The 20619-nt window shown below is 63.8% G+C and carries 18 protein-coding genes; 15 read left to right on the top strand and 3 right to left on the bottom strand.

Annotated elements, in window-relative coordinates; all coding sequences use genetic code 11:
* Window positions 1-136 precede the first annotated feature (136 nt).
* The 4 genes from ilvC (at window position 137) to AC0L2F_RS24485 (ending at window position 4781) form a co-directional block, all read left to right on the top strand.
* Complete coding sequence (gene ilvC / locus AC0L2F_RS24470) at window positions 137-1156, top strand: ketol-acid reductoisomerase (protein ID WP_007600992.1); 1020 nt, start codon at window positions 137-139, stop codon at window positions 1154-1156.
* A 473-nt stretch (window positions 1157-1629) separates the two neighbouring features.
* Window positions 1630-2475, top strand: coding sequence for an SDR family oxidoreductase (locus tag AC0L2F_RS24475; RefSeq protein WP_473250135.1), 846 nt, complete (start codon window positions 1630-1632; stop codon window positions 2473-2475).
* Window positions 2476-2544: 69 nt separating this feature from the next.
* Window positions 2545-2835: a DUF1330 domain-containing protein gene (locus AC0L2F_RS24480; RefSeq protein ID WP_018454346.1), complete on the top strand. Its 291-nt coding sequence runs from the start codon at window positions 2545-2547 to the stop codon at window positions 2833-2835.
* 233 nt (window positions 2836-3068) lie between these two features.
* On the top strand, window positions 3069-4781 hold the full coding sequence (locus AC0L2F_RS24485) for a sulfatase-like hydrolase/transferase (RefSeq protein ID WP_473250136.1): 1713 nt from the start codon (window positions 3069-3071) through the stop codon (window positions 4779-4781).
* A gap of 34 nt (window positions 4782-4815) precedes the next feature.
* Here AC0L2F_RS24485 and AC0L2F_RS24490 read toward each other — a convergent pair whose 3' ends face one another.
* Both AC0L2F_RS24490 and AC0L2F_RS24495 read right to left on the bottom strand, forming a co-directional pair.
* Window positions 4816-6375 carry a glycine betaine ABC transporter substrate-binding protein gene (locus AC0L2F_RS24490; protein ID WP_473250137.1) on the bottom strand — a complete coding sequence of 520 codons (1560 nt, stop codon included), beginning with the start codon at window positions 6373-6375 and terminating at the stop codon, window positions 4816-4818.
* Window positions 6372-7154, bottom strand: a complete 783-nt coding sequence (locus AC0L2F_RS24495; protein ID WP_473250138.1) for an ATP-binding cassette domain-containing protein — start codon at window positions 7152-7154, stop codon at window positions 6372-6374. The genes AC0L2F_RS24490 and AC0L2F_RS24495 overlap by 4 nt, the downstream gene beginning before the upstream one ends.
* A 144-nt stretch (window positions 7155-7298) precedes the next feature.
* On the opposite strand from AC0L2F_RS24495, the gene AC0L2F_RS24500 reads away from it, so the two are divergent.
* The gene (locus tag AC0L2F_RS24500; RefSeq protein WP_026232716.1) at window positions 7299-8117 is read left to right on the top strand and encodes an ABC transporter ATP-binding protein; all 819 of its coding nucleotides are present in this window, start codon (window positions 7299-7301) and stop codon (window positions 8115-8117) included.
* Window positions 8117-8902 carry an ABC transporter permease gene (locus AC0L2F_RS24505; RefSeq protein WP_007613304.1) on the top strand — a complete coding sequence of 262 codons (786 nt, stop codon included), beginning with the start codon at window positions 8117-8119 and terminating at the stop codon, window positions 8900-8902. The genes AC0L2F_RS24500 and AC0L2F_RS24505 overlap by 1 nt, the downstream gene beginning before the upstream one ends.
* 39 nt (window positions 8903-8941) lie before the next feature.
* Here the strand turns inward: AC0L2F_RS24505 and AC0L2F_RS24510 are convergent, their stop codons facing one another.
* Complete coding sequence (locus AC0L2F_RS24510; RefSeq protein ID WP_473250139.1) at window positions 8942-9391, bottom strand: cupin domain-containing protein; 450 nt, start codon at window positions 9389-9391, stop codon at window positions 8942-8944.
* A gap of 137 nt (window positions 9392-9528) precedes the next feature.
* Between AC0L2F_RS24510 and AC0L2F_RS24515 the strand changes: the two genes are divergently transcribed.
* The 9 genes from AC0L2F_RS24515 (at window position 9529) to AC0L2F_RS24555 (ending at window position 20399) form a co-directional block, all read left to right on the top strand.
* Window positions 9529-10554 carry an ABC transporter substrate-binding protein gene (locus AC0L2F_RS24515; RefSeq protein ID WP_007613301.1) on the top strand — a complete coding sequence of 342 codons (1026 nt, stop codon included), beginning with the start codon at window positions 9529-9531 and terminating at the stop codon, window positions 10552-10554.
* A 29-nt stretch (window positions 10555-10583) separates the two neighbouring features.
* Entirely contained in the window at window positions 10584-11288 is a 705-nt protein-coding gene (locus tag AC0L2F_RS24520; RefSeq protein WP_473250140.1) for an NUDIX hydrolase, read from the top strand.
* 95 nt (window positions 11289-11383) lie between these two features.
* Complete coding sequence (locus tag AC0L2F_RS24525) at window positions 11384-12694, top strand: ABC transporter substrate-binding protein (protein WP_473250141.1); 1311 nt, start codon at window positions 11384-11386, stop codon at window positions 12692-12694.
* Between the two features lie 31 nt (window positions 12695-12725).
* Window positions 12726-13493, top strand: a complete 768-nt coding sequence (locus tag AC0L2F_RS24530; protein WP_473250142.1) for an ABC transporter ATP-binding protein — start codon at window positions 12726-12728, stop codon at window positions 13491-13493.
* Between the two features lie 3 nt (window positions 13494-13496).
* Entirely contained in the window at window positions 13497-14201 is a 705-nt protein-coding gene (locus AC0L2F_RS24535; protein ID WP_473250143.1) for an ABC transporter ATP-binding protein, read from the top strand.
* Between the two features lie 13 nt (window positions 14202-14214).
* Window positions 14215-15096 carry a branched-chain amino acid ABC transporter permease gene (locus AC0L2F_RS24540; protein WP_007613294.1) on the top strand — a complete coding sequence of 294 codons (882 nt, stop codon included), beginning with the start codon at window positions 14215-14217 and terminating at the stop codon, window positions 15094-15096.
* Window positions 15093-16112 carry a branched-chain amino acid ABC transporter permease gene (locus AC0L2F_RS24545; protein WP_473250144.1) on the top strand — a complete coding sequence of 340 codons (1020 nt, stop codon included), beginning with the start codon at window positions 15093-15095 and terminating at the stop codon, window positions 16110-16112. The genes AC0L2F_RS24540 and AC0L2F_RS24545 overlap by 4 nt, the downstream gene beginning before the upstream one ends.
* Complete coding sequence (locus tag AC0L2F_RS24550; protein ID WP_007613291.1) at window positions 16072-17022, top strand: polyphosphate kinase 2 family protein; 951 nt, start codon at window positions 16072-16074, stop codon at window positions 17020-17022. The genes AC0L2F_RS24545 and AC0L2F_RS24550 overlap by 41 nt, the downstream gene beginning before the upstream one ends.
* A 1046-nt stretch (window positions 17023-18068) precedes the next feature.
* Window positions 18069-20399, top strand: a complete 2331-nt coding sequence (locus tag AC0L2F_RS24555) for a mechanosensitive ion channel domain-containing protein (RefSeq protein WP_473250146.1) — start codon at window positions 18069-18071, stop codon at window positions 20397-20399.
* The last annotated feature ends 220 nt before the right edge of the window (window positions 20400-20619 follow it).

Raw genomic sequence — 20619 nt, forward strand, 5'->3', positions numbered from 1 at the left:
CCATGCAGAAACGGGTTTCCCAGGGGGCCGAAAATGCTCTAGACAGCCCCCGAAATCCGCAAATTTCACCGTCCGAGACCTGACTGACAAGACCTGACCAACGGCCGATTCCGGCCCCCTGAACGAGGAAACGACCATGCGTGTTTATTACGATCGCGACGCCGACCTGAACCTGATCAAGGGCAAGAAGGTCGTCATCGTCGGCTATGGCAGCCAGGGCCACGCCCATGCGCTGAACCTGAAGGATTCCGGCGTCAAGGACGTGGCGATTGCGCTCCGCAAGGGTTCGGCCTCGGCCAAGAAGGCGGAAGCTGCCGGCTTCAAGGTGATGGAAGTGGCCGAGGCCGCCAAATGGGCCGACCTCGTCATGATGCTGACCCCGGACGAGCTCCAGGGCGACATCTACCGCGAGCACCTGCACGACAACATGAAGAAGGGCGCCGCCCTCGTCTTCGCGCACGGTCTCAACGTCCACTTCAACCTGCTCGACCCGCGCGCCGATCTCGACGTGCTGATGATCGCGCCGAAGGGCCCCGGCCACACCGTGCGCTCGGAATACCAGCGCGGCGGCGGCGTGCCCTGCCTGATCGCGATCGCAAAGGACGTCTCGGGCAACGCCCACGACCTCGGCCTGTCCTACGCCTCCGCGGTCGGCGGCGGCCGTGCCGGCATCATCGAGACCACCTTCAAGGAAGAATGCGAGACCGACCTGTTCGGTGAGCAGGTCGTGCTCTGCGGCGGCCTGGTCGAACTGATCAAGGGCGGCTACGAGACCCTGGTCGAAGCCGGCTACGCCCCGGAGATGGCCTATTTCGAGTGCCTGCACGAGGTGAAGCTGATCGTCGACCTGATCTATGAAGGCGGCATCGCCAACATGAACTACTCGATCTCCAACACCGCGGAATATGGCGAGTACGTCACTGGTCCGCGCATCGTCACCGACGAGACCAAGAAGGAGATGAAGCGGGTTCTGAACGACATCCAGTCCGGCAAGTTCGCCCGCGACTGGATGCTCGAGAACAAGGTCAACCAGACCTCGTTCAAGGCGACCCGCGCCAAGCTCGCCGAGCACCCGATCGAGGAAGTCGGCGCCAAGCTGCGCGACATGATGCCCTGGATCAAGAAGGGCGCGCTGGTCGACAAGTCGAAGAACTAAGTCGCGGTCGTTCGGATGCGGCGTATCGGTTACGCCGCATCCGGTCATGCGAGCGAAAACACAAGCTTCGCTCACCAAACCAATTCTTAAATCTTCGCGACTATATTCGAGCGAGATCGCAACCAGCGGTCTCACTCTTTTCGTCTCGCGCGAAGCATTGCTGCTTCATTCAAATTCTTCGCGAGCTAAAGTGCTCCCTGAGCACGAAGAACTGACGCTTAAACCACATTCTTGGTCTCGCGTTGTTTCTCAGGATTTTTCGGAAGCTCCAATCCTCAAAAATCCAGCGTCTTCAGAGCCAAGAATTCGGCTCTTCATCCACATCTTCATGATGCAACCGATCTCACGTCGCGACGTTCGCGCCTCGCTTCACCTTAAGAACTGACACCTGCGGCGTCTCCTTCAGCGGGGACGGCATTGCGCCCCGGCACCTTTCCCCTGCATGATCGCGGGAGCTCTTGGGGGGAAAGACCATGCGATCCGTCGTCGTCACCGGCGCGTCCACCGGCATCGGCTGGGCCATTGCTAAATTTCTGGTCGGGCGCGGCTATCGCGTTTTCGGAAGCGTCCGCAAGCAGGCCGATGCGGATCGGCTTACGGGTGAGTTCGGTGCGAACTTCACGCCGCTGCTGTTCGACGTCACCGACGAGGCGGCGGTCCTCGCCGCTGCGCGAGAAGTCCGCGAGGCGCTGGGCGGCGAGACGCTGGCCGGTCTCGTCAACAACGCCGGCGTCGCGGTCGCCGGTCCGGTGCTCGAACTGTTGGTCGACGACTTCCGCCGGCAGATGGAGATCAACGTCATCGGCCCGGTCATCGCGACGCAGGCCTTTGGGCCGCTACTCGGCGCCGACCCGTCGCTGAAGGGGCCGAAGGGCCGGATCGTGATGATCAGTTCGGTCGCAGGCAAGAACGGCAATCCCTTGTCGGCGCCTTACAGCACCTCCAAGCATGCCATCGAAGGCCTGTCGGAGAGCTTGCGCCGCGAATTGATGCTGTTCGGCATCGACGTCATTATCGTCGCGCCCGGCGCAGTCAAGACGCCGATCTGGAGCAAGGCCGAGCAGATCGATCTCTCGGTCTACCAGAACTCGCCTTATCTGCCGGCGCTGAACAAAGTCATGGCGTTCATGATGAAGCTCGGCGAGACCGGGCTGCCGGCCGAGCGGATCGCCGAGGTCGTTTTCGAGGCGCTCACCACCGAGAGGCCCAGGGTTCGCTACCAGATCACGCCGGACCGGATGCGACATTTGATGACGGCCACGCTGCCCAAGCGTGTGGTCGACCGCATCATCGCCAAGCGTCTCGGGCTGCTGCCGTAGAGCTGAGCCTCCGAGGCGAGACCATTGCCAGACAAGGTAATCGATTTCCGATCGTGGGAGCGTCTTGAGATGCCGGCTTATGTGATTTTCGACGTCGAGATCAGGGACTTGCAGCAGTACCAAAGCTTCATGTTGGGCGTGAAGCCCGCCCTGGAGGCCGCTGGAGCCAGATATCTGGCGCGAGGGGGCGCCCACAAGGTCTACGAGGGAGACTGGCAGCCCCGCAGGATCGTTCTGCTGGAATTCCCGTCCGTCGCAGCCTGGGAGGCGTTCTACACAGGCGCGACCTATCAGGGACTCAAGGCGGTCCGGGACGCTTGCAGTTCTGCCCGCCTGGTCAGCGTCGAGGGCCTCGACTAGACGGCAAGTCGGTTCTGCACTGCGGGATTGCTCTGGCGGGACGAATTGGGCGCGGAGACCGATGGGCTTCCGCTAACATTGAGCGAAGGTCGGATCGCGACACGCGTTGCTTGTCCGTGACCGTTCAATTACAGTTTTATGACACGGTGCAGGCCTTCCGGCTGCGCCGAACGCCGCAGGCCCGGTCAGCCGGCTCGGCATCGCCTTGCCGGACCAGCAGTTGCGTGTCGTCAATGGCGTCCGCGCCCAATCCAGGTCCTTCTGCCACGACCGCCGTGCTGGCGAGCGTCGCCGCGCTCGGCATCTGGCGGCTGCTCGCGGTTGCAGCGCCACATCTCGCAGCGCTCGTCCTGATGTACGAGACCGAGACGGATTTCGGCGCACGCCTCTCCTTCGTGCTGGCCTGGGGCATCCTCAACTTCTTCTGGATCGCGCTGCTGCGGCGGCCGGCGCTCTCGAGTGCGCTGTCGCTGACCATGGTCGTGGTGCTGGTGCTGCTGTCGCGGCTGAAGCACGACGTCGTGCAGATGACGGTCAACTTCATCGACCTGATGATGATCGACCGCGACACGGTCGCGTTCCTGTTCACGATCTTTCCGAATTTGCGCTGGTCGGTGATCGGGGCCGGGCTCGTCACGCTACCGCTGATGTATGCGCTGTGGTGGCTCGACCCATTCCGCATCCGTAGGCTGCCGGCGCTTGCCTGCAAGCTCGCCTGCCTTGCCGCGCTGGTCGGCTATTCGCTCTATCATCCGGACGAGGCCTGGCGCGGCTATTACGACGACGGCTACCTCTCGAAGTTCTTCCGCTCCGGCGTCAGCGCGGTCTCCGACTTCGCGCAATACGGCTTCATGGAGTCGGCTGCTTCGACCAACGAACGGCTCAACATGCCGCTGGTCGATGCCTGCCATCCCGCCGGCCGGCGGCCGAACATCATCATGGTCCATGATGAATCGAGCTTCGACATCCGCGCCGCTGGTGGCATCAAGGTGCCGCCAGGCTACGGCAGCCATTTCAAATCCTGGGACGGCAAGGAGCGCTCGTTCCTGGCCGAGAGCAATGGCGGACCGAGCTGGTTCACCGAATATAATGTGCTCGCGGGGTTGTCGTCGCGCTCGTTCGGCCGCTTCGCCTATTTCGTGACGCGCATCGCAACAGGCCGTGTCGAGCGCGGCCTGCCGCTGGCGCTGCGCCGCTGCGGCTACGACACGATGTCGCTCTACCCCGCCAATGGCGGCTTCATGGCCGCGCGCAGCTTTCAGATGACGACCGGCATCGAACGCTTCCTCGACTCCAAGGATCTCGGCGCCAAGAATGTCGAGCCGGATAGCTTCTTCTACGACAAGGCGCTCCGGCTGATGGGCGAGCGAACGCCGAACAAGCCGCTGTTCACCTTCATCTATCTCGGCGCCAATCATTTCCCCTGGGAAACGCGCTTCCGCCCGGACCTGCTGCCGAACTGGCGCGCACCGGGCAATGTGCCGTCCATCGACGAATATCTGCGCCGGCAGGCGATGAGCGCCGAGCAGTACAAGGCTTTCCTCGCGGGCCTGAAGAAGAAATTTCCGGGCGAACCCTTCCTGATCGTGCGCTATGGCGATCATCAGCCCGAGTTTGCGCCTGCTATCCTCGAGCCCGGGCTCGACGAGGGTGCAATCGGCAAAAAACTCGACGCCTACGACCCACGTCTCTACGCGACCTACTACGCGATCGACGCCGTCAATTTCGAGCCGGTGAAGAGCGAGGCCGTGATGGACACGGTCGATGGCCCATATCTGCCGCTGGTCATCCAGGAAGCCGCCGGCATCCCGCTCGATCCGTCCTTCGCCGAGCAGAAGGAAATCATGCTCCGCTGCAAGGGCATATTCTACGGCTGTAAAGACGGGGCCGAAGCGCGCCGGCTGAATCGGCTGCTGATCGATGCGGGGACGATCCGCGGGTTGTAGCGTCCCTCCAACGTCGTCGGATGAATGGCACGGCCTACCGCCCACCCACCTTCTCCCACAACCACCTCGCCACCGCATCCGGCGACGAATTCGCATCATTGCCGGCGGCCCGTAAATTGGCTTCGCGCATGGTCGCGATGTCGATCTTGCCGAGCAGGGGTTTCAGCGCGGCCTGCAGCCGCTCGTCACCGGCGCGTTTCGGAGCCAGCAGCAGGATGGCATCGTAGGGCGGGATCGCATGCCTGGGATCGTCGAGCGCAACCAGATCGTATTTTGCGATCAGCCCGTCGCTGGTGTAGCCCGCGATGACATCGACCTCACCGCTGGCGACCGCCGCATACATGAAGTCCGGCTGCATCTGGCGCTGGGCGCGGAACGAGAGGCCATAGGCCTTTTGCAGCGCCGCCCATTCGGGTCGCGAGAAGAACTCATAGTCGCCGGCGATCGACAGGGTCGAAGCATGCGCGGCGAGATCGGCGATGGTGCGGATGCCAAGCGCCTCCGCCCGCTTCTTCGGGATCACCAGCGCATAGGCGTTCTCGAAGCCGAGCTCGCCGAGCAGGGTGATGTTCTCCTTCGCAAGCGTCGTCTGCAGCTCCGCCAAGAGCTCCGCGCGCGGCTTGATGTCCGTGCGGCGAAGCTGATTGGCCCAGAGTGTGCCGGAATAATCGACATAGAGATCGATATCGCCGGCCTTCAACGCCTCGAAGATCACGCTCGAGCCGAGACCGGATCGTGCGACGGCGGCAAGACCGGCCGCCTGCAGCCGGTCCCGCATCAGCGCCGACAGCACATATTGCTCGGCAAACGTCTTGGCGCCTACGACATAGCTTTGTGACGAGCGCCCCATCGTCGGCACCAATGTTGCGGCGACCAGTGCCGCGATCCCGGCAGCGCCAAGCGCCGCACGCCCGCGGCTGCGCCAGCGCAGGCCGCTCTCGATCAGGCCGAGCAGTTGATCCACGGCGAGCGCCAGCAGGGCAGAGGCAAAGCAGCCGAACAGCACGAACACCCAATTCTGGGTCTGGAGCCCGGCAAAGATGTAATTGCCGAGGCTGGTCTGCCCGATCGGGGTCGATAGCGTCGCAGTGCCGATCACCCACACTGCGGCGGTACGGATTCCCGCCATCATCACCGGAAGGGCGAGCGGCAGTTCGACCATCACCAGCGACTGCCGTGCGGTCATTCCGACGCCCTTGGCAGCCTCGATCAGCGCGGGATCGATGCCGTTGAGGCCGGTGATGCCGTTGCGCAGCACCGGCAGCATCGAATAGAGCGCCAGTGCCAGCATCGCCGGCAGGAAGCCGAAGGCGGAGAACGAGACGCCGAACCAGGCCAGCGCCACGGAGGCCGCGAGCAGCAGGAGGGGATAGAACAGCGCGAGCAGCGCCAGCCCGGGCACCGTCTGTACGATGCTGGCGAGCGCGAGCAGCACAGCGCGCGGCGTGGGACGGTTGCGCGTCAGGATCGCCAGCGGCAGGCTGACGATCAGGCCGAGCGCAAGTGCGGCGAGACTTACCCGCACGTGGTTGCCGAGATAGTCGGGCAAATGCCCCAGCGCCTCGCCCCAGCGCGGATCGGTGAAAAGGCTCATGCCGCACCGCCCTGTGGCAGCAGCGCGTTCAATCGTTCGACCTGGCGTCGCGGCGTCCGCAGCAGCTCCAGCACGTAGGCGTCGCTGCTTTTCGAGAGCTCCACTGGCGTGCCCTGCGCCAGCAGCTTCCCGCTGCGCATCACCGCGATGCGGTCGGCGAGCAGGATCGCTTCCGTCATATCGTGGGTGATCATCACGGTGGTCAGGCCGAGCTTGCGGTGCAGCTCCCGAAAATCCTCGCCGAGTGCATCGCGGGTGAGCGGATCGAGCGCGCCGAAGGGCTCGTCCATCAGCACGATCCGGGGCCTTGCCGCAAGCGCCCGCGCCACGCCGACACGCTGGCGCTGGCCGCCCGAGAGCGCGTCCGGCAACCGCCCGCGATGCGCGGCCCGGTCGAGCTGCACGAGCTCGAGCAACTCATCGACCCGCGTTGCAATATCCGCCGCCGGGATGCCGAGCAGCTTCGGCGTGATCCCGATATTGTCGGCGACGCTCAGATGCGGGAACAGCCCACCGCTCTGGAAGACGTAGCCGATGCGGCGCCGCAGCGCGACCGGATCGACGGACTGCACGTCGTCACCCTCGACCGTGATCGTGCCCCCATCCGCCTCGATCAGGCGGTTGGCGAGCCGCAGCAGCGTCGTCTTGCCCGATCCCGAGCCGCCGACGACGGCCACGAACTCGCCTTCGGCGATGTCGAGTGACACATCGTCCACTGCCTTGAGCGCGCCGAAGCTCTTGGTGACGTGGGCATAGCCGATCATCGGCCTGGACGACATCGGGCGGGGCTCACTGCGCTGACCCGCCCAAGGAGGGAGGGGGAAGGAAGGGAATGACAACGCCCATGCATACCACGCTTGGCGGCTTGATTGAACTTGGCCGCGCGAGCGGCTAAGGCATCGGGCCAAGTTCGGAGGGAACACATGATAACGCCTACGGCAGTGGCGCTGGAAGATGCCAAGGTCGCGTTCCAACTGGGGGACGGGCGGGTCTATACGGCGGTGGAGAAGGCGCATCTGACGGTCGCGCAGGGCGAGTTCGTCGCCATCGTCGGCCCGACCGGCTGCGGGAAATCGACGCTGCTCAACGTCGCGGCCGGGCTGCTGAAGCCGGCTGCCGGGAGCGTGAGGATATTCGACCAGCCGCTTGCCGGGCTGAATCGGGATGCCGGTTATCTGTTCCAGGCCGATGCGCTGTTCCCCTGGAAGACCGCGCTCGACAACGTCGCGATCGGGCTCGAAGTCAGCGGCACGCCCCGCAGCGAGGCGCTGCCGCGGGCGCAGAAATGGCTGACCTCGGTCGGCTTGGGCGCCTTCGCCAACCGCTATCCGCACATGCTCTCGGGCGGCCAGCGCAAGCGCGTGGCGCTGGCGCAGGTGCTGATCCGCGATCCAAAGATCCTGCTGATGGACGAGCCGTTCGGGCCGCTGGACGCACAGACCCGGCAGGTGATGGGCAATCTGCTGCTCGACCTCTGGAATGCCGACCGCAAGGCCGTGCTGTTCGTCACCCATGATCTGGAAGAGGCGATCGCGCTCGCCGACCGCGTCGTGATCATGTCGGCGGGCCCGTCCTCCCGCATCATCGGCGACTGGCGCGTGAGCCTGCCGCGCCCGCGCGACATTTTTGAAGTGCGGCTGGACAAGGAGTTCCATGCGCTTCATCGCGAGATCTGGAGCGTGCTCAAGGACGAGGTCATGAAGGGCTATGCGCAGTCCACGCAAGCGGCGGAGGCGGTCTGATGTCGCGGGTGACGCTGCTTTCGCTGCAAGTGCTGGTCGCGGTGGTCTGCCTCGCGCTGTGGCAATTGCTGTCGACCGTACCCGTGTTCGGCAAGATTCTGCTGCCGCCGTTCTTCTTCTCCAACCCGGTCGATGTCTTCGCCCAGATCGTCAAATGGTTCTCGTCCGGTGTGATCTGGAAGCATCTCGGCATCACCCTGACGGAATCGATCCTGGCCTTCGTGATCGGATCGGCCGGCGGCGTGCTGATCGGCTTCTGGTTCGCGCGCCAGCCGCTGGTCGCCGCGGTGTTCGATCCCTACGTCAAGATGGTCAACGCGCTGCCGCGGGTGGTGCTGGCGCCGATCTTCGCGCTGTGGCTTGGGCTGGGCATCTGGTCCAAGGTCGCGCTTGGCGTGACGTTGGTGTTCTTCATCGTGTTCTTCAACGTCTATCAGGGCGTCAAGGAGGTCAGCCGCACCGTGCTCGACAACGGCCGCATGCTCGGCATGAGCGAGCGGCAGCTGATGCAGCACGTCTATTGGCCCTCGGCGCTGTCGTGGATGTTTTCCTCGCTGCACACATCCGTGGGCTTTGCCGTGGTCGGTGCGGTCGTCGGCGAATATCTGGGATCGGCGGCGGGGCTCGGCTATCTCATTCAGCAGGCCGAGGGCATCTTCGACGTCGCCGGCGTGTTCGCCGGCATGTTCGTGCTGTCGGCCTTCGTCATCCTGATCGACTTTGGCGTGACGCTGGTTGAGCGCAGGTTGCTGGTCTGGCGGCCGACTGTGGACGGGCGCGGCTAGGCCGCAAGGGGTTCGTGCGCCGCGCGAGCCCCGGACCGATCAGTCCAGCAGCCTGGTGTCGTCGGGTGCCTGCGGCGGCGTCTTGATTGCGATCGCCTTGACCTGTCCGCTGATCGGCTTGGTGCCGCCATGCGGCGTCCCCTTCGGGATGATCACGAGGTCGCCCGGCTTCACCGTGACTTCCTTGTCGCCGAACCAGATCGTCCCGGTCCCGTCCAGGATATACTGGATCTCGTTGGTGTTGGGATGCATGTGCTTGGGCACATTGCCAACCTGGATCGAGATGGTGGCGCCGTCGGCGCTTGCGAACATCTTGGAGCGGTAACCGACAGCGTTGGCGTTCCCGAGCGCGTCGCCCTCCATCTCGCCGGTGTGGATGATCTGCGGCGTGATGTTCTCCGCGGCCAGCGCCGGCCGCAGCAGGTGGGTTGCGCCGCATCCGGCGGCAAAAGCGGTGGCGATCGACAGCCCGATTGCAAGGCGATTCATGGATGATCCTCCCCATCAAGAATTGTTCTTGTGGGCTCATGCTATTGCGCCGAAAGACCGATGGCCAGCGCCTTCGGTCCTGCTTCTCAAGCCAGTCCGGCTGCTCTATGGTGCCGCCAGCCGAACGGAGGAAACCAATGAAGAACACGATAGCCAGGCTCGCGGGCGCGTTGATCGCGCTGACGCTCACCACCGGTCTTGCCGCGGCGCAAAGCAAGGTCACGATCGCGATCGGCGGCGGCTCCTGCCTGTGCTATTTGCCGACGGTGCTGGCCAAGCAGCTCGGCGAATACGACAAGGCCGGCCTCAATGTCGAGCTCGTGGACCTCAAAGGCGGCTCGGACGCGCTCAAGGCCGTGCTCGGCGGCAGCGCCGACGTGGTTTCCGGCTATTTCGACCATTGCGTCAACCTCGCAGCCAAGAAGCAGGAGCTACAGGCGTTCGTCGTCTATGACCGCTATCCCGGCCTCGTGCTGGTGGTCTCGCCGTCGCACACGAACGAGATCAAGTCGATCAAGGATCTCGCCGGCAAGAAGGTCGGCGTCAGCGCGCCCGGCTCTTCCACGGACTTCTTCCTCAAATATATGCTCAAGAAGAATGGCGTCGATCCCGCCAGCACCGCCGTGATCGGCGTCGGCCTCGGCGCCACCGCAGTCGCCGCGATGGAGCAGGGCCAGATCGACGCGGCCGTGATGCTCGATCCGTCGGTGACCGTGCTCCAGGGCAGCCACAAGGATCTGCGCATCCTCTCGGACACCCGCACCCAGAAGGACACGCTCGAGACGTTCGGGGGCGAATATCCAGGCGGCGCGCTGTACTCGACCGCGGCCTGGGTTGCCGGCCACGAGAAGGAGACGCAGGCGCTGACCAACGCGATCCTGGGCACGCTCGCCTGGATCCACTCGCACTCGCCCGAGGAGATCATGGCGAAGATGCCGGAGGAGACGGTCGGCAAGAACAAGGACCTCTATCTCGCGGCACTCAAGAACACGATCCCGATGTACTCCGAGACCGGCAAGATGGATCCGAAGGGCGCCGACGCTGTGCTCGCGGTGTTCAGCGTCGGCTCGCCGGAGGTCGCCAGCGCCAAGATCGACGTCAGCAAGACCTTTACCAACAAATACGTCGAGCAAGCCAAGAAGACCACGGGAAGCGTCAAATAACTGACGCCAAGGCGTGGTCATCAGGCGTCATGACATCACCCATCATTCATCGGGTCACGACGCTTGAACTTGCCGTCCGGCCGATCGTCTGGGCATTCGCGGAGGAGCGGCGCGCCGAGATCGCCGCGCATTTCGCCGAGAAGCAGCGTGAGCGACCAAAACTCTGGAACGGTCGCGTCCTGATCGGGCGGGATGCCGTGTTTACAGATGGCCATCTCTCTGCGACCTATTTCGAGACCGATTTCGCGAGCTTCCTCGCCTGGCGCGATTGGGGCTTTCCCGACAAGGCGGTGTTCAACGGTTTTGGCATGGGCGCGCTGCGCACCTCCGACGGCGCCTTCGTCATGGGCGAGATGGCGCAGCACACCGCCAATGCGGGCCGGATCTATTTCCCGTCGGGCACGCCCGACCTCGACGACGTCAGGGGCGACACGCTGGACATTCCCGGCAGCGTGATCCGCGAACTCGAGGAAGAGACCGGCCTGACCGCGGCCGATTATCTGGTCGAACCGGACTGGCACTGCGTCGTCACCGGCCCAACGATTGCGATGTTGCAGATTGTCAACCTGGACATGCCGGGCGATGTGGCGCGTGCGCGGATCGAAGCCAATCTGGCGGGCGATGCCGAGCCAGAGCTCTCGGCAATCCATCTCGTGCGCGGGATAAGTGATCTCACGCCGTCCATGCCGCGATTTGTCACGGCCTTCGTCGAGCAGCAGTTCGCGTCGCGCTGATGCGCGAGGCTTGACATCGCTGCGCCCAGCCCATGTGATGGGCAGAAATATAAAACCAAAAAGAATGCAATGCACAATCGTCCAGGGAGGTTTTGATGCGCGTGCGCAGGGCTGCCCGTTTGGTACGTGGGCTGTTGGTCGCGATATCGGTCACGGGCTTGATGGCTTCGGCCGAGGCTCAAGAGAAGAAGATCAAGATCGGCGTCGTGTTCGACCTGACCGGACCGCTCGCAGGCGGCGGGTCCGAGCTCAATTATGTCGGCGCAAAGATCATCCTCGACCATTTCGCCAAGACCGGCGTCGAGGGTTACAAGATCGAGGCGGTCTATGCCGATGCCCAGAGCAAGCCCGACATCGCCATCAACGAATCCGTCCGCCTGCTCGAGCAGGAAAAGGTCGACATGGTGCTCGGCTTCTTCTCCTCGGCGCAATGCGTGCCGGTCGCGGCCCGCGTCGAGCAGCTCAAGAAGTTCATGTGGATGACGACCTGCATCTCTTCGGCCGTGTTCAACGAGAAGGGTTACAAATACGTCTTCCGCCCGCAGGCGAGCGGCGACCAGTTCGGGATGATGACGATGGATTTCATCGCGCAGAACGCCAAGGCGAAGTTCGACAAGGAGCCGAAGGATCTGCGCGTCGCCATCATTCACGAGGACGGCGCCTATGGTGTCGACGTGTCCAGGGGCAACGAGGCCGGCGCGAAGAAGGCGGGCTTCAACGTCGTGATGAAGGAGGGCTATTCAGCCACCGCGCCTGACCTCTCCGCGCTGGTGACCAAGTTGAAGCGCGCCAAGCCCGACGTCATTTTCCACACCGGCTACAACCCTGATATCACGCTGTTGCTGCGTCAGGCGCGCGAACAGGGGCTGAAGTTCGGCGCGCTGATGGGGCACGGCGCGGGTTACGGCGTCTATGAGAAGCTGAAGGAAGGCATGGGGGCGGATGCCACCTACATCTTCAACGCCGACCCGATTTCGATCTGGCTTGCCAACCAGAAGACCATGGATCCAAAGCTCCCGCCCGTGATCAAGATGGTCGGCGAAGAGTTCGACAAGATCCGGCCCGGCGTCGCCATCCGCTCGGCGCATGTCGGCATCGGTGCGTCCAACACTTATGTGTTCATGAATGACGTGCTGCCGCGCGCGATCAAGAAATATGGCGGGGTCGATCCGGATGCGCTGCGCAAGGCTGCGCTCGATACCGATATCCCCGAGGGCGGCACCATGCTCGGCTTCGGCGTCAAGTTTTACGGCGAGGGCACGCCGATGGCCGGGCAGAACGAGCGCTCGTTCCCGGTCGTGATCCAATACATCGACGACAAGTCCTCCGTGGTGTGGCCCAAGAGCCAGGCGCAGCGCGAGGCCGTGCTGCCGCTGCCGAAGGGCACCACCTACAGCAACCAGTAGCGCAAATGCGCGCAGAGAGGAGAGCGGGACGGTGCTGGAAGTCAGCGGGCTGGTGAAGCGGTTTGGTGGCTTCACCGCCGTCAACAATGTGTCGTTCAAAGTCGACCAGGGCGAGATCCTCGGCCTGATCGGACCCAACGGCTCGGGCAAGAGCACGATCTTCAATATGCTCTCAGGTACGCTGGCGCCGACGTCCGGTTCGATCCTGTTCGACGGCTCCGAAATCGCAGGCCTTCCGCCGCACCGGATCATCAACAGTGGCATCGGCCGCACCTTCCAGATCCCGCGGCCATTCCGCCGCCTGACGATCTTCGAGAACGTCGCGCTCGCCGGATTCTACGGCCAGGGCCGCCACAGCCGTGCCAGGGCCGAGGAGGCGGCCGAGCGATCGCTGGCGATGGTCGGCTTGCCGACCGATCGCCATGCCAGTGTCGATGGCCTCGGCGCAGCCGGCCTGAAAAAGCTCGAACTGGCGAAAGCGCTCGCCACCGCGCCAAAACTTCTGCTGGCCGATGAGAGCCTCGGCGGCCTCGACGAGGCCGAGATGGGTCAGGCGGCCGACATGCTGCGCAACATCCGCGACGAGCTCGGCATCACCATCATCTGGGTCGAGCACATCATGGGCGTTTTGATGCGGGTCGTCGATCGCGTGATGGTGCTCGATCACGGCGAGAAGATCTCGGAAGGGTTGCCGAGTGCCGTTGCCGGCGATCCCCGTGTCATTGAGGTCTATCTCGGCACCGATGCCGAGACCACGCAGGCGGCGGCCGCCGCAGCGCGCCGCCGCGCGGGAGGGTAGCCGATGCTGGAGCTCCGTAGCGTCAATGCCGGCTATGGCACCTTCCAGGCGCTGTTCGACGTCGATCTCGACGTGAAGGCGGGTGAGGCCGTCGGCGTCATCGGGCCGAATGGCGCCGGCAAGACCACCTTGATGCGGGTCATCTCCGGGCTGATCCGCCCCTCGCGTGGGTCGATCAGAATGGAAGCCGTCGACGTGGTGGCCACGCCGCCGCACAAGATCGTCAGCCTCGGGATCGCGCATGTGCCGGAGAACCGGCGGCTGTTTCCACAGCTCTCGGTCGACGACAATCTCAAGATGGGGGCCTTCATGAAGGAGGCGCGCGGCCACTACGCCGAACGGCTGGAGGTGGTGTTCGAGCTGTTTCCGCGCCTGAAGGAGCGCCGTCACCAGATGGCCGGCACCATGTCCGGCGGCGAGCAGCAGATGTGCGCGATCGGTCGCGCGCTGATGTCCAATCCAAAGCTGCTGCTGCTCGACGAGCCGTCGGCGGGGCTCGCGCCCGTGGTGGTGCAGCAGGTGTTCGAGCTGGTGAAGCGGATCCGCGCCAGCGGACTGACCGTGCTGATCGTCGAGCAGAATGTGCAGCAGGTGCTGCGGGTGGTCGATCGTGCCTACCTGATCGAGGCGGGCTCGATCAGGTCCTCGGGCACCTCGGCCGAGATGCTGGCGAGCGACACGGTCAAGGAAGCGTATCTCGGGGTGTGAGGTTCATCGGGGCATGCAAGCATTTCTGGATATTTTCGACATCTACCTGCTGGAGGCCGTGATCAACGGCATCCTGCTCGGCGGCGTGCTGGCGCTGCTCGCGCTCGGGCTCAATTTGATCTTCGGCGTCATCGACGTGACCTGGATCTGCTACGCAGAGCTGGTGATGATCGGCATGTACGCGATGTATTTCCTGGTGCAGTATTACGGCATCAGCTATTTCCTCGCCGCGCCGCTCACCATCCTGCTGGTCGCGGTGCTCGGCGCGGCGCTGCATTACCTGGTGATCGCGCCGCTCCTCACTGCGCCGCCGATCAACCAGTTGCTTGCGACCGGCGGCGTGCTGTTCGTGCTGCAGAGCTTTGCGACTGTTGCCTTCGGCATCGACTTCCGTAACCTCGGCATCCGCCTGCCGGTGCTCGCCTTCGGCGACATGAATTTCAGCTACGCACGACTTCTGTCCTTCCTGGCCGCGCTGGTCGGCATGGTCGCGGTCTATCTCTTCATGACGCGGACCTTCACCGGCACCGCGATCCGGGCGATCTCGCAGGACCGGCAGATCATGGCGCTGATGGGCGTCGACACCAAGCGGATCTATCTCATCACCTCTGCGATCGGCGGTGGGCTGGCCGGGCTGGCCGCCTGCCTCCTTGTGCTCCAATATGACGTGCATCCCTTCGTCGGCCTGTCGTTCGGGCCGATCACCTTCCTGATCTGCGTGCTCGGCGGTTTGGGCAATTTCATCGGCGGCTTCATCGCCGCCTTCGTGTTCGCCGAGATCATCTCACTCGGCGGCCTGTTCTCCGATCTCGAATGGGGCTATGTGCTCGCCTTCGCCTTCTTCATCGTCATGATGTTCATCCGGCCCGCGGGCCTGCTCGCGAGGCGCCGATGATGGGGCGGGGACGGCTTGCAGCTTGGGTGGTGGGGTTGGCGGCGCTGGTCGCGCTGCCTTTCGTCTATCGCGACCCCTATCATCTGCACATCCTGGTGCTGATCCTGATCTGGTCGTTCGCCTATACGTCCTGGTCGATGATGGGGCGGTTTGGCCTCGTCTCGCTCGGCCATGGCGGGTTCATGGGCATAGGCGCCTATGTCACCGCGCTGCTCTGGAATCACCTGGGATGGTCGCCCTGGATCGGCATCCCCATCGGCATGGTCGCGGCCGGCGCGCTGGCGCTGATCGTCGGCTATCCCTGTTTCCGCTTCCGCATCACCGGGCATTATTTCGTGCTGGTGACGCTCGCGCTCTCCGGCATCGTGCTCCAGGTCATCACGGCGACGCGCGACTACACCGGCGGCTCGCTCGGCTACACGCCGAACCGGGCCGCGGGCAACAAGCTCTGGGCGCTGCAATTCGACGACAAGATCACCTGGTACCTGATCGCGCTCGGGGTCTGGCTGTTCGGCATCGTGGTCTGGCACTGGGTCGACCGCAGCATGGCCCGCTATGCGCTGGAGGCGATCTCGGAGGACGAGGACGCCGCGGCCGCGGCCGGCGTCGACGTCACCGCGGAGAAGCTGAAGATCACGCTGCTCAGCGCGCTGATGACCGCCTTGGCCGGCGCGATCTACTGCCAGTACCAGATGTTCATCACGCCAGACACGGTCAGCGGCATCGCGGTGTCGCTCCAGATGGTGTTCGCAGCCATCGTCGGCGGGCTGTTCGTCTCGCTGGGCCCGACCTTCGGCGCTGTCATCACGATTATGCTGGCCGAGACCCTGCGCATCGGTTTTGGCACCAAGGCGGTCGGCTGGGACAATCTCGTCTACGGCGTGCTGCTGGTGCTTTTCATCATATTCCTTCCGAAGGGCATCCTTGGTAGCTTGCTCGACCGATTGAAGCCGCAACGCAAGGTGCCCCGCGCTCATGAGCAAGAAGCCGTCCAAATCGCTCGCCCAGGAACTTGACCGCTACATCACGCCGTTCCGGTACGATGGTTCGGGCAAGTTTCATCTCAAGGACCACAAGACCGACGAGAAGGGCGACCTCGACAAGGAGAAGGCCCAGGAGATTCTCGATGCCAACATGAAGCGGCTGATCGCGTTTCAGGAGAAGCTCTACGCCCAGGATCGCTGGTCCGTGCTGATCGTGTTTCAGGCGATGGACGCCGGCGGCAAGGATTCTGCGATCAAGGCGATCTTCGAGGGCATCAATCCGCAGGGCTGCGCAGTCAGTGCCTTCAAGGCGCCGAGCAGCAAGGAGCTCGACCACGATTTCCTCTGGCGCCACGCCGTCGCGCTGCCGGAGCGCGGCCATATCGGCATCTTCAACCGCTCCCATTACGAGGAGTGCCTGGTGACGCGCGTGCATCCGGAGATCCTCGTCAAGGAGAAGCTGCCGCCAAAGCTCGTCACCAAGAGCATCTGGAAGGAGCGGTTCGAGGACATCTCTGCGTGGGAGCGCTATCTCTCACGCAACGGCACCGTGGTGCTGAAGTTCTTCCTCAATCTGTCCAAGGACGAGCAGCGCGAGCGCTTCCTCGATCGGCTGGAGGATCCGTCCAAGCAGTGGAAGTTCTCCATGGACGATATCAAGGAGCGCGCGCTGTGGCCGCGCTACCAGGCGGTCTATCAGGACATCGTCCGGCACACGGCCACGCCTCATGCGCCGTGGTATGTCGTGCCGGCCGACCACAAATGGTTCGCCCGCGTCGTGATCGGGTCGGCCATCGTCGCGGCGCTGGAAAAGCTCGATCTGCGCTTCCCCCGCGCCGACAAGGCCTCGCTGGGCGAATTCGACGAGGTGCGCAAGGCGCTGGAGAAGGAGGAGAAGGCGGACAAGAAACAAAAAACGCGAAAACAACCCCATGCACAGTAGCCGGGGATAGCGAAATCAATGACTTGGAGGTCAGCGTTAGCGCTTGCGGATTTAGCGAAATCGTTTGACTCGTCGGGCAAAACAGGGGTATGATGTCATCATCCCCAAATTCCTCAGGACCCGCGGGCCACCGTAGCAGACGCGCTCTACATCTGCGGGAAGGGCAGTCTTGTAACTCGTCCACTTCTCGTGTTTCGACAGCGGCGAATCCGTCGCGCTGGAATGGAACGCGCCCTCAAATGTGATTTGCGCGCCATTGATCTTGCTTGACAGTCTTGCGTCACGGGAGGACCATCCCAATGGTCGCAAACAAGCGACGCGCAACGTCCACATCAAGAGCAAGGGGAGGTCTATGACACCACCTCCGCAGAACCAGCCGCGTTAAGTGCGATGGAGCTCGTTCGGACTATCGCATAGCGGCAGAAACGCGAACGGCACGCCGGGTCAAGGTCTAGTGGGCTGCATCAGTGTGGCATAGCCCCTACCTGCCCGGCGCTGTACTCTGCATCACATCGATTGCATCACAGCGATCACGTCGGATGGCCGTGACAAGGCCGCCGCGCTTTTGACATCCTGCTTCTCTCCTCCTCCTCATCGCGTCATTCCGGGCCGACTCCCGGAATGACGCAGGGCGATCGCACATCAGGGCGATCGCACATGACGTCTCGGCGGCGCCTGAGCGAGCGCCTCGTCCTTCGAGACGGCCGCTTCGCGGTCTCCTCAGGATGAGGCTCAGCTGCATCCAGCTGCATTGAAATGCAGCCGCATACTCATCCCTCATCCTGAGGGTCCGCCGCAGGCGGGCGTCTCGAAGGATGGCCGCAGTCGAGCTAGCAGCCGCGTGCGCGCATTCCGATCGCTGCACGTCCCGTCTTGCGACGTGGTTCCCGCTTCCTGCACCGCGGCAAATGCCAAGAGAATGTCGTCTCACTGGCCAACTTCCGACACAGCGCGCGGGCGAATAGCGTCGATCCGACATGATGCATGTGCTTCGGCGGTGACGGTCCCGACGTCGCCGTCGCATTCATTTTTCCAGGGAATCCCTCGTGTCGCATAAGCTTGCCTCCGCGTTTCTCGCCGCGCTCCTGATCGCGATCTCATCTCTCTCCAGCGTCCGCGCTGCGCCGCCTGCGCCGGCGGCCAATAGCGCTGCCGCGTTGTCGCCCGATGAGGCCAAGCGCGCGCTGGAGACGCTGCAGGACGACAAGAAGCGCGCGCAGATGATCGATACGCTGCGCGCGATCGCCACTGCGTCCGGTCCACAGCAGCCCGCGCCCGAGCCAAAATCACCGATCCCGCTCGCGGCCGACGGCCTCGGTGCGCAGCTCATGCTCACTGTGTCCGAGGAGATCGGCGAAATGTCGCGAGACGTCGCCGATATGGCCAGGACGCTCACGCACTTCCCGGCGTTCTACTACTGGATCGTGCGGACCGCGAACGATCCCGCGGCCTACAATCTTCTGATCGAGATTGGTTGGAAGCTCGCGCTGGTGTTCGGCTCTGCTTTCTGCGCCGAATGGGTGATGTTCCGTCTGATCCGGCGCCCCGTCGTGTTCCTGGAAGGGCGCATGCCGCAAACGGCGCGCCTGCCGGTGCAGGTGTTGCCGATTGCCGATCCGCCATCATCGGTCGCCGATGTCACCCCCGCGCCCGAACTGCACAGGCGCCGCCACAGCCTGGCGCGGGCCTGGCAAATCATGCTGCGGCTGCCCCTTGTGCTGGGACGCTTTCTGCTCGAGCTGCTACCCGTGTTGGTCTTTGTCGGCGCCGCCACGGCGCTGCTCGGCACCGAGATCGGCGAGCCCGCCACCGTCCGCCTCGTGATCTTGGCGGTCGTCAACGCCTATGCGTTCTCGCGCGGGCTCATCTGTGTGGTCCGTGTGCTGGCGGGACCGTTCGGCTTGTTTCCGGTCAAGGCCGAAACCGCCGCCTATATCGAGATCTGGGCGCGCCGCATTGTCGGTGTCGCCGTCTCCGGCATCGCCGTTGCCAACGTTGCGCTGCTGCTCGGCCTGCATCGCGCCGGCTATGCCGCGCTCTTGCGCATGGTGATGCTGGTCGTTCATCTCTTCGTCGTCGTCATCATCCTGCAATGCCGCCGCCAGGTCGCCGAAGCCATCCGCGCGCCCGCCGACCGGCAGGGGATCGCGGCGGCACTGCGCAACCGCATCGCGGGTGGCTGGCACTATCTCGCCATCGCGCTCGACCTCGCTCTGTGGGCCGTGTGGGCGCTGAACATCCGCAACGGATATTCATTGCTGCTGCAATATTTCGTCGGCACCATCGCGGTGGCGCTGATCACGCGTGTCGCCATCATGCTGACGCTGGGCCTGATCGACCGCGGCTTCCGCATCAGGCCGGAAATCCTCCAGCGCTTTCCGGGCCTCGAGATCCGCGCCAACCGCTATCTGCCGCTGCTGCGCAAGATCGTATCTGGCGTGATCGCGTTCATCGGCCTGGTGGCCGTGCTCGAAGTCTGGGGCGTCGACGCCATCGTCTGGTTCTATGGCGGCCAGATCGGCAGCCGGCTGATCTCCGCGGTGGTGACGATCGGCATTGCCGTTTTCAGCGCGGCGGCGATCTGGGAAGCCAGCAACGCGCTGCTGGACCGTCAGATCAATACGCTGTCGCGCGACGGCCACTATGCCCGCGCCGCGCGGCTGCGGACCTTTCAGCCGATGCTGCGCACGGCCTTGCTGTGCGTGATTGCCACCGTCGTCGGCCTCACGGCGCTCAGCGAGATCGGCGTCAACGTCGCGCCGCTGCTGGCGGGCGCCGGCATCGTCGGCATCGCCATCGGCTTCGGTTCGCAGAAGCTGGTGCAGGACCTCATCACCGGGCTGTTCCTGCTGCTGGAGAACACCGTCCAGGTCGGCGACAGCGTCAGCGTGTCGGGGCTCTCGGGCGTGGTCGAGAACGTCTCGATCCGCACCATCAGGCTCCGGGCCGGCGACGGCGCCGTGCACATCGTGCCGTTCAGCGCGGTCACGACCATCACCAATGCCAGCCGCGGCGCCGGCAACGCGTCCGTCAGCGTCAACGTCGCCTACAAGGAGGACACCGACCGCGCCGGCCAGATCCTCAAGGATATTGTCGACGAGATGCGCCGCGAGGTGGAATTCCGCAGTCTGATCCGCGGCGATCTCGAGCTCTGGGGCATCGACAAGGTCGACGGCGCCATGGTGTCGATCGTCGGCCAGATCCGCTGCACCGAGGCCGGCCGCTGGCCGGTGCAGCGCGAATTCAATCGCCGCATGAAGCAGCGTTTCCAGCACAACGGCATCGAGGTCGCATCCGCCACCCAGACCATTCTGATGCACATCGCGCCGCCGGCGGACAGCGCGGCTCATCTGACGCCGCGTCGAGCGGCAGGTTAGGGCGTGTACCCGTAAACGTCGGCTTACCAATCCAAAGCGGAAGTGTCCCACCTAACGTGTGATCGGCGGCTTGTGACCCATTGCAGACTTGGCCGCCCTTATTTCGGTCCCAATAGCGAGGTTCGACGTTACTCCGTTTCAATGTCTTGGAGTGTCTATTGAGAGCAGCTATTTTGATCTCGCTTCTGACATTATCGTCTCAGCTATCCGCTCAGACGCA

Source organism: Bradyrhizobium sp. Ken64 (assembly GCF_055807555.1).

What these genes read in the sequence shown, in the direction of transcription:
- ilvC (WP_007600992.1), top strand. Translation starts at nt 137, where the DNA reads ATGCGTGTTTATTACGATCGCGACGCCGACCTGAACCTGATCAAGGGC.
- AC0L2F_RS24475 (WP_473250135.1), top strand. Translation starts at nt 1,630, where the DNA reads ATGCGATCCGTCGTCGTCACCGGCGCGTCCACCGGCATCGGCTGGGCC.
- AC0L2F_RS24480 (WP_018454346.1), top strand. Translation starts at nt 2,545, where the DNA reads ATGCCGGCTTATGTGATTTTCGACGTCGAGATCAGGGACTTGCAGCAG.
- AC0L2F_RS24485 (WP_473250136.1), top strand. Translation starts at nt 3,069, where the DNA reads ATGGCGTCCGCGCCCAATCCAGGTCCTTCTGCCACGACCGCCGTGCTG.
- AC0L2F_RS24490 (WP_473250137.1), bottom strand. Translation starts at nt 6,375, where the DNA reads ATGAGCCTTTTCACCGATCCGCGCTGGGGCGAGGCGCTGGGGCATTTG.
- AC0L2F_RS24495 (WP_473250138.1), bottom strand. Translation starts at nt 7,154, where the DNA reads ATGTCGTCCAGGCCGATGATCGGCTATGCCCACGTCACCAAGAGCTTC.
- AC0L2F_RS24500 (WP_026232716.1), top strand. Translation starts at nt 7,299, where the DNA reads ATGATAACGCCTACGGCAGTGGCGCTGGAAGATGCCAAGGTCGCGTTC.
- AC0L2F_RS24505 (WP_007613304.1), top strand. Translation starts at nt 8,117, where the DNA reads ATGTCGCGGGTGACGCTGCTTTCGCTGCAAGTGCTGGTCGCGGTGGTC.
- AC0L2F_RS24510 (WP_473250139.1), bottom strand. Translation starts at nt 9,391, where the DNA reads ATGAATCGCCTTGCAATCGGGCTGTCGATCGCCACCGCTTTTGCCGCC.
- AC0L2F_RS24515 (WP_007613301.1), top strand. Translation starts at nt 9,529, where the DNA reads ATGAAGAACACGATAGCCAGGCTCGCGGGCGCGTTGATCGCGCTGACG.
- AC0L2F_RS24520 (WP_473250140.1), top strand. Translation starts at nt 10,584, where the DNA reads ATGACATCACCCATCATTCATCGGGTCACGACGCTTGAACTTGCCGTC.
- AC0L2F_RS24525 (WP_473250141.1), top strand. Translation starts at nt 11,384, where the DNA reads ATGCGCGTGCGCAGGGCTGCCCGTTTGGTACGTGGGCTGTTGGTCGCG.
- AC0L2F_RS24535 (WP_473250143.1), top strand. Translation starts at nt 13,497, where the DNA reads ATGCTGGAGCTCCGTAGCGTCAATGCCGGCTATGGCACCTTCCAGGCG.
- AC0L2F_RS24540 (WP_007613294.1), top strand. Translation starts at nt 14,215, where the DNA reads ATGCAAGCATTTCTGGATATTTTCGACATCTACCTGCTGGAGGCCGTG.
- AC0L2F_RS24545 (WP_473250144.1), top strand. Translation starts at nt 15,093, where the DNA reads ATGATGGGGCGGGGACGGCTTGCAGCTTGGGTGGTGGGGTTGGCGGCG.
- AC0L2F_RS24550 (WP_007613291.1), top strand. Translation starts at nt 16,072, where the DNA reads ATGAGCAAGAAGCCGTCCAAATCGCTCGCCCAGGAACTTGACCGCTAC.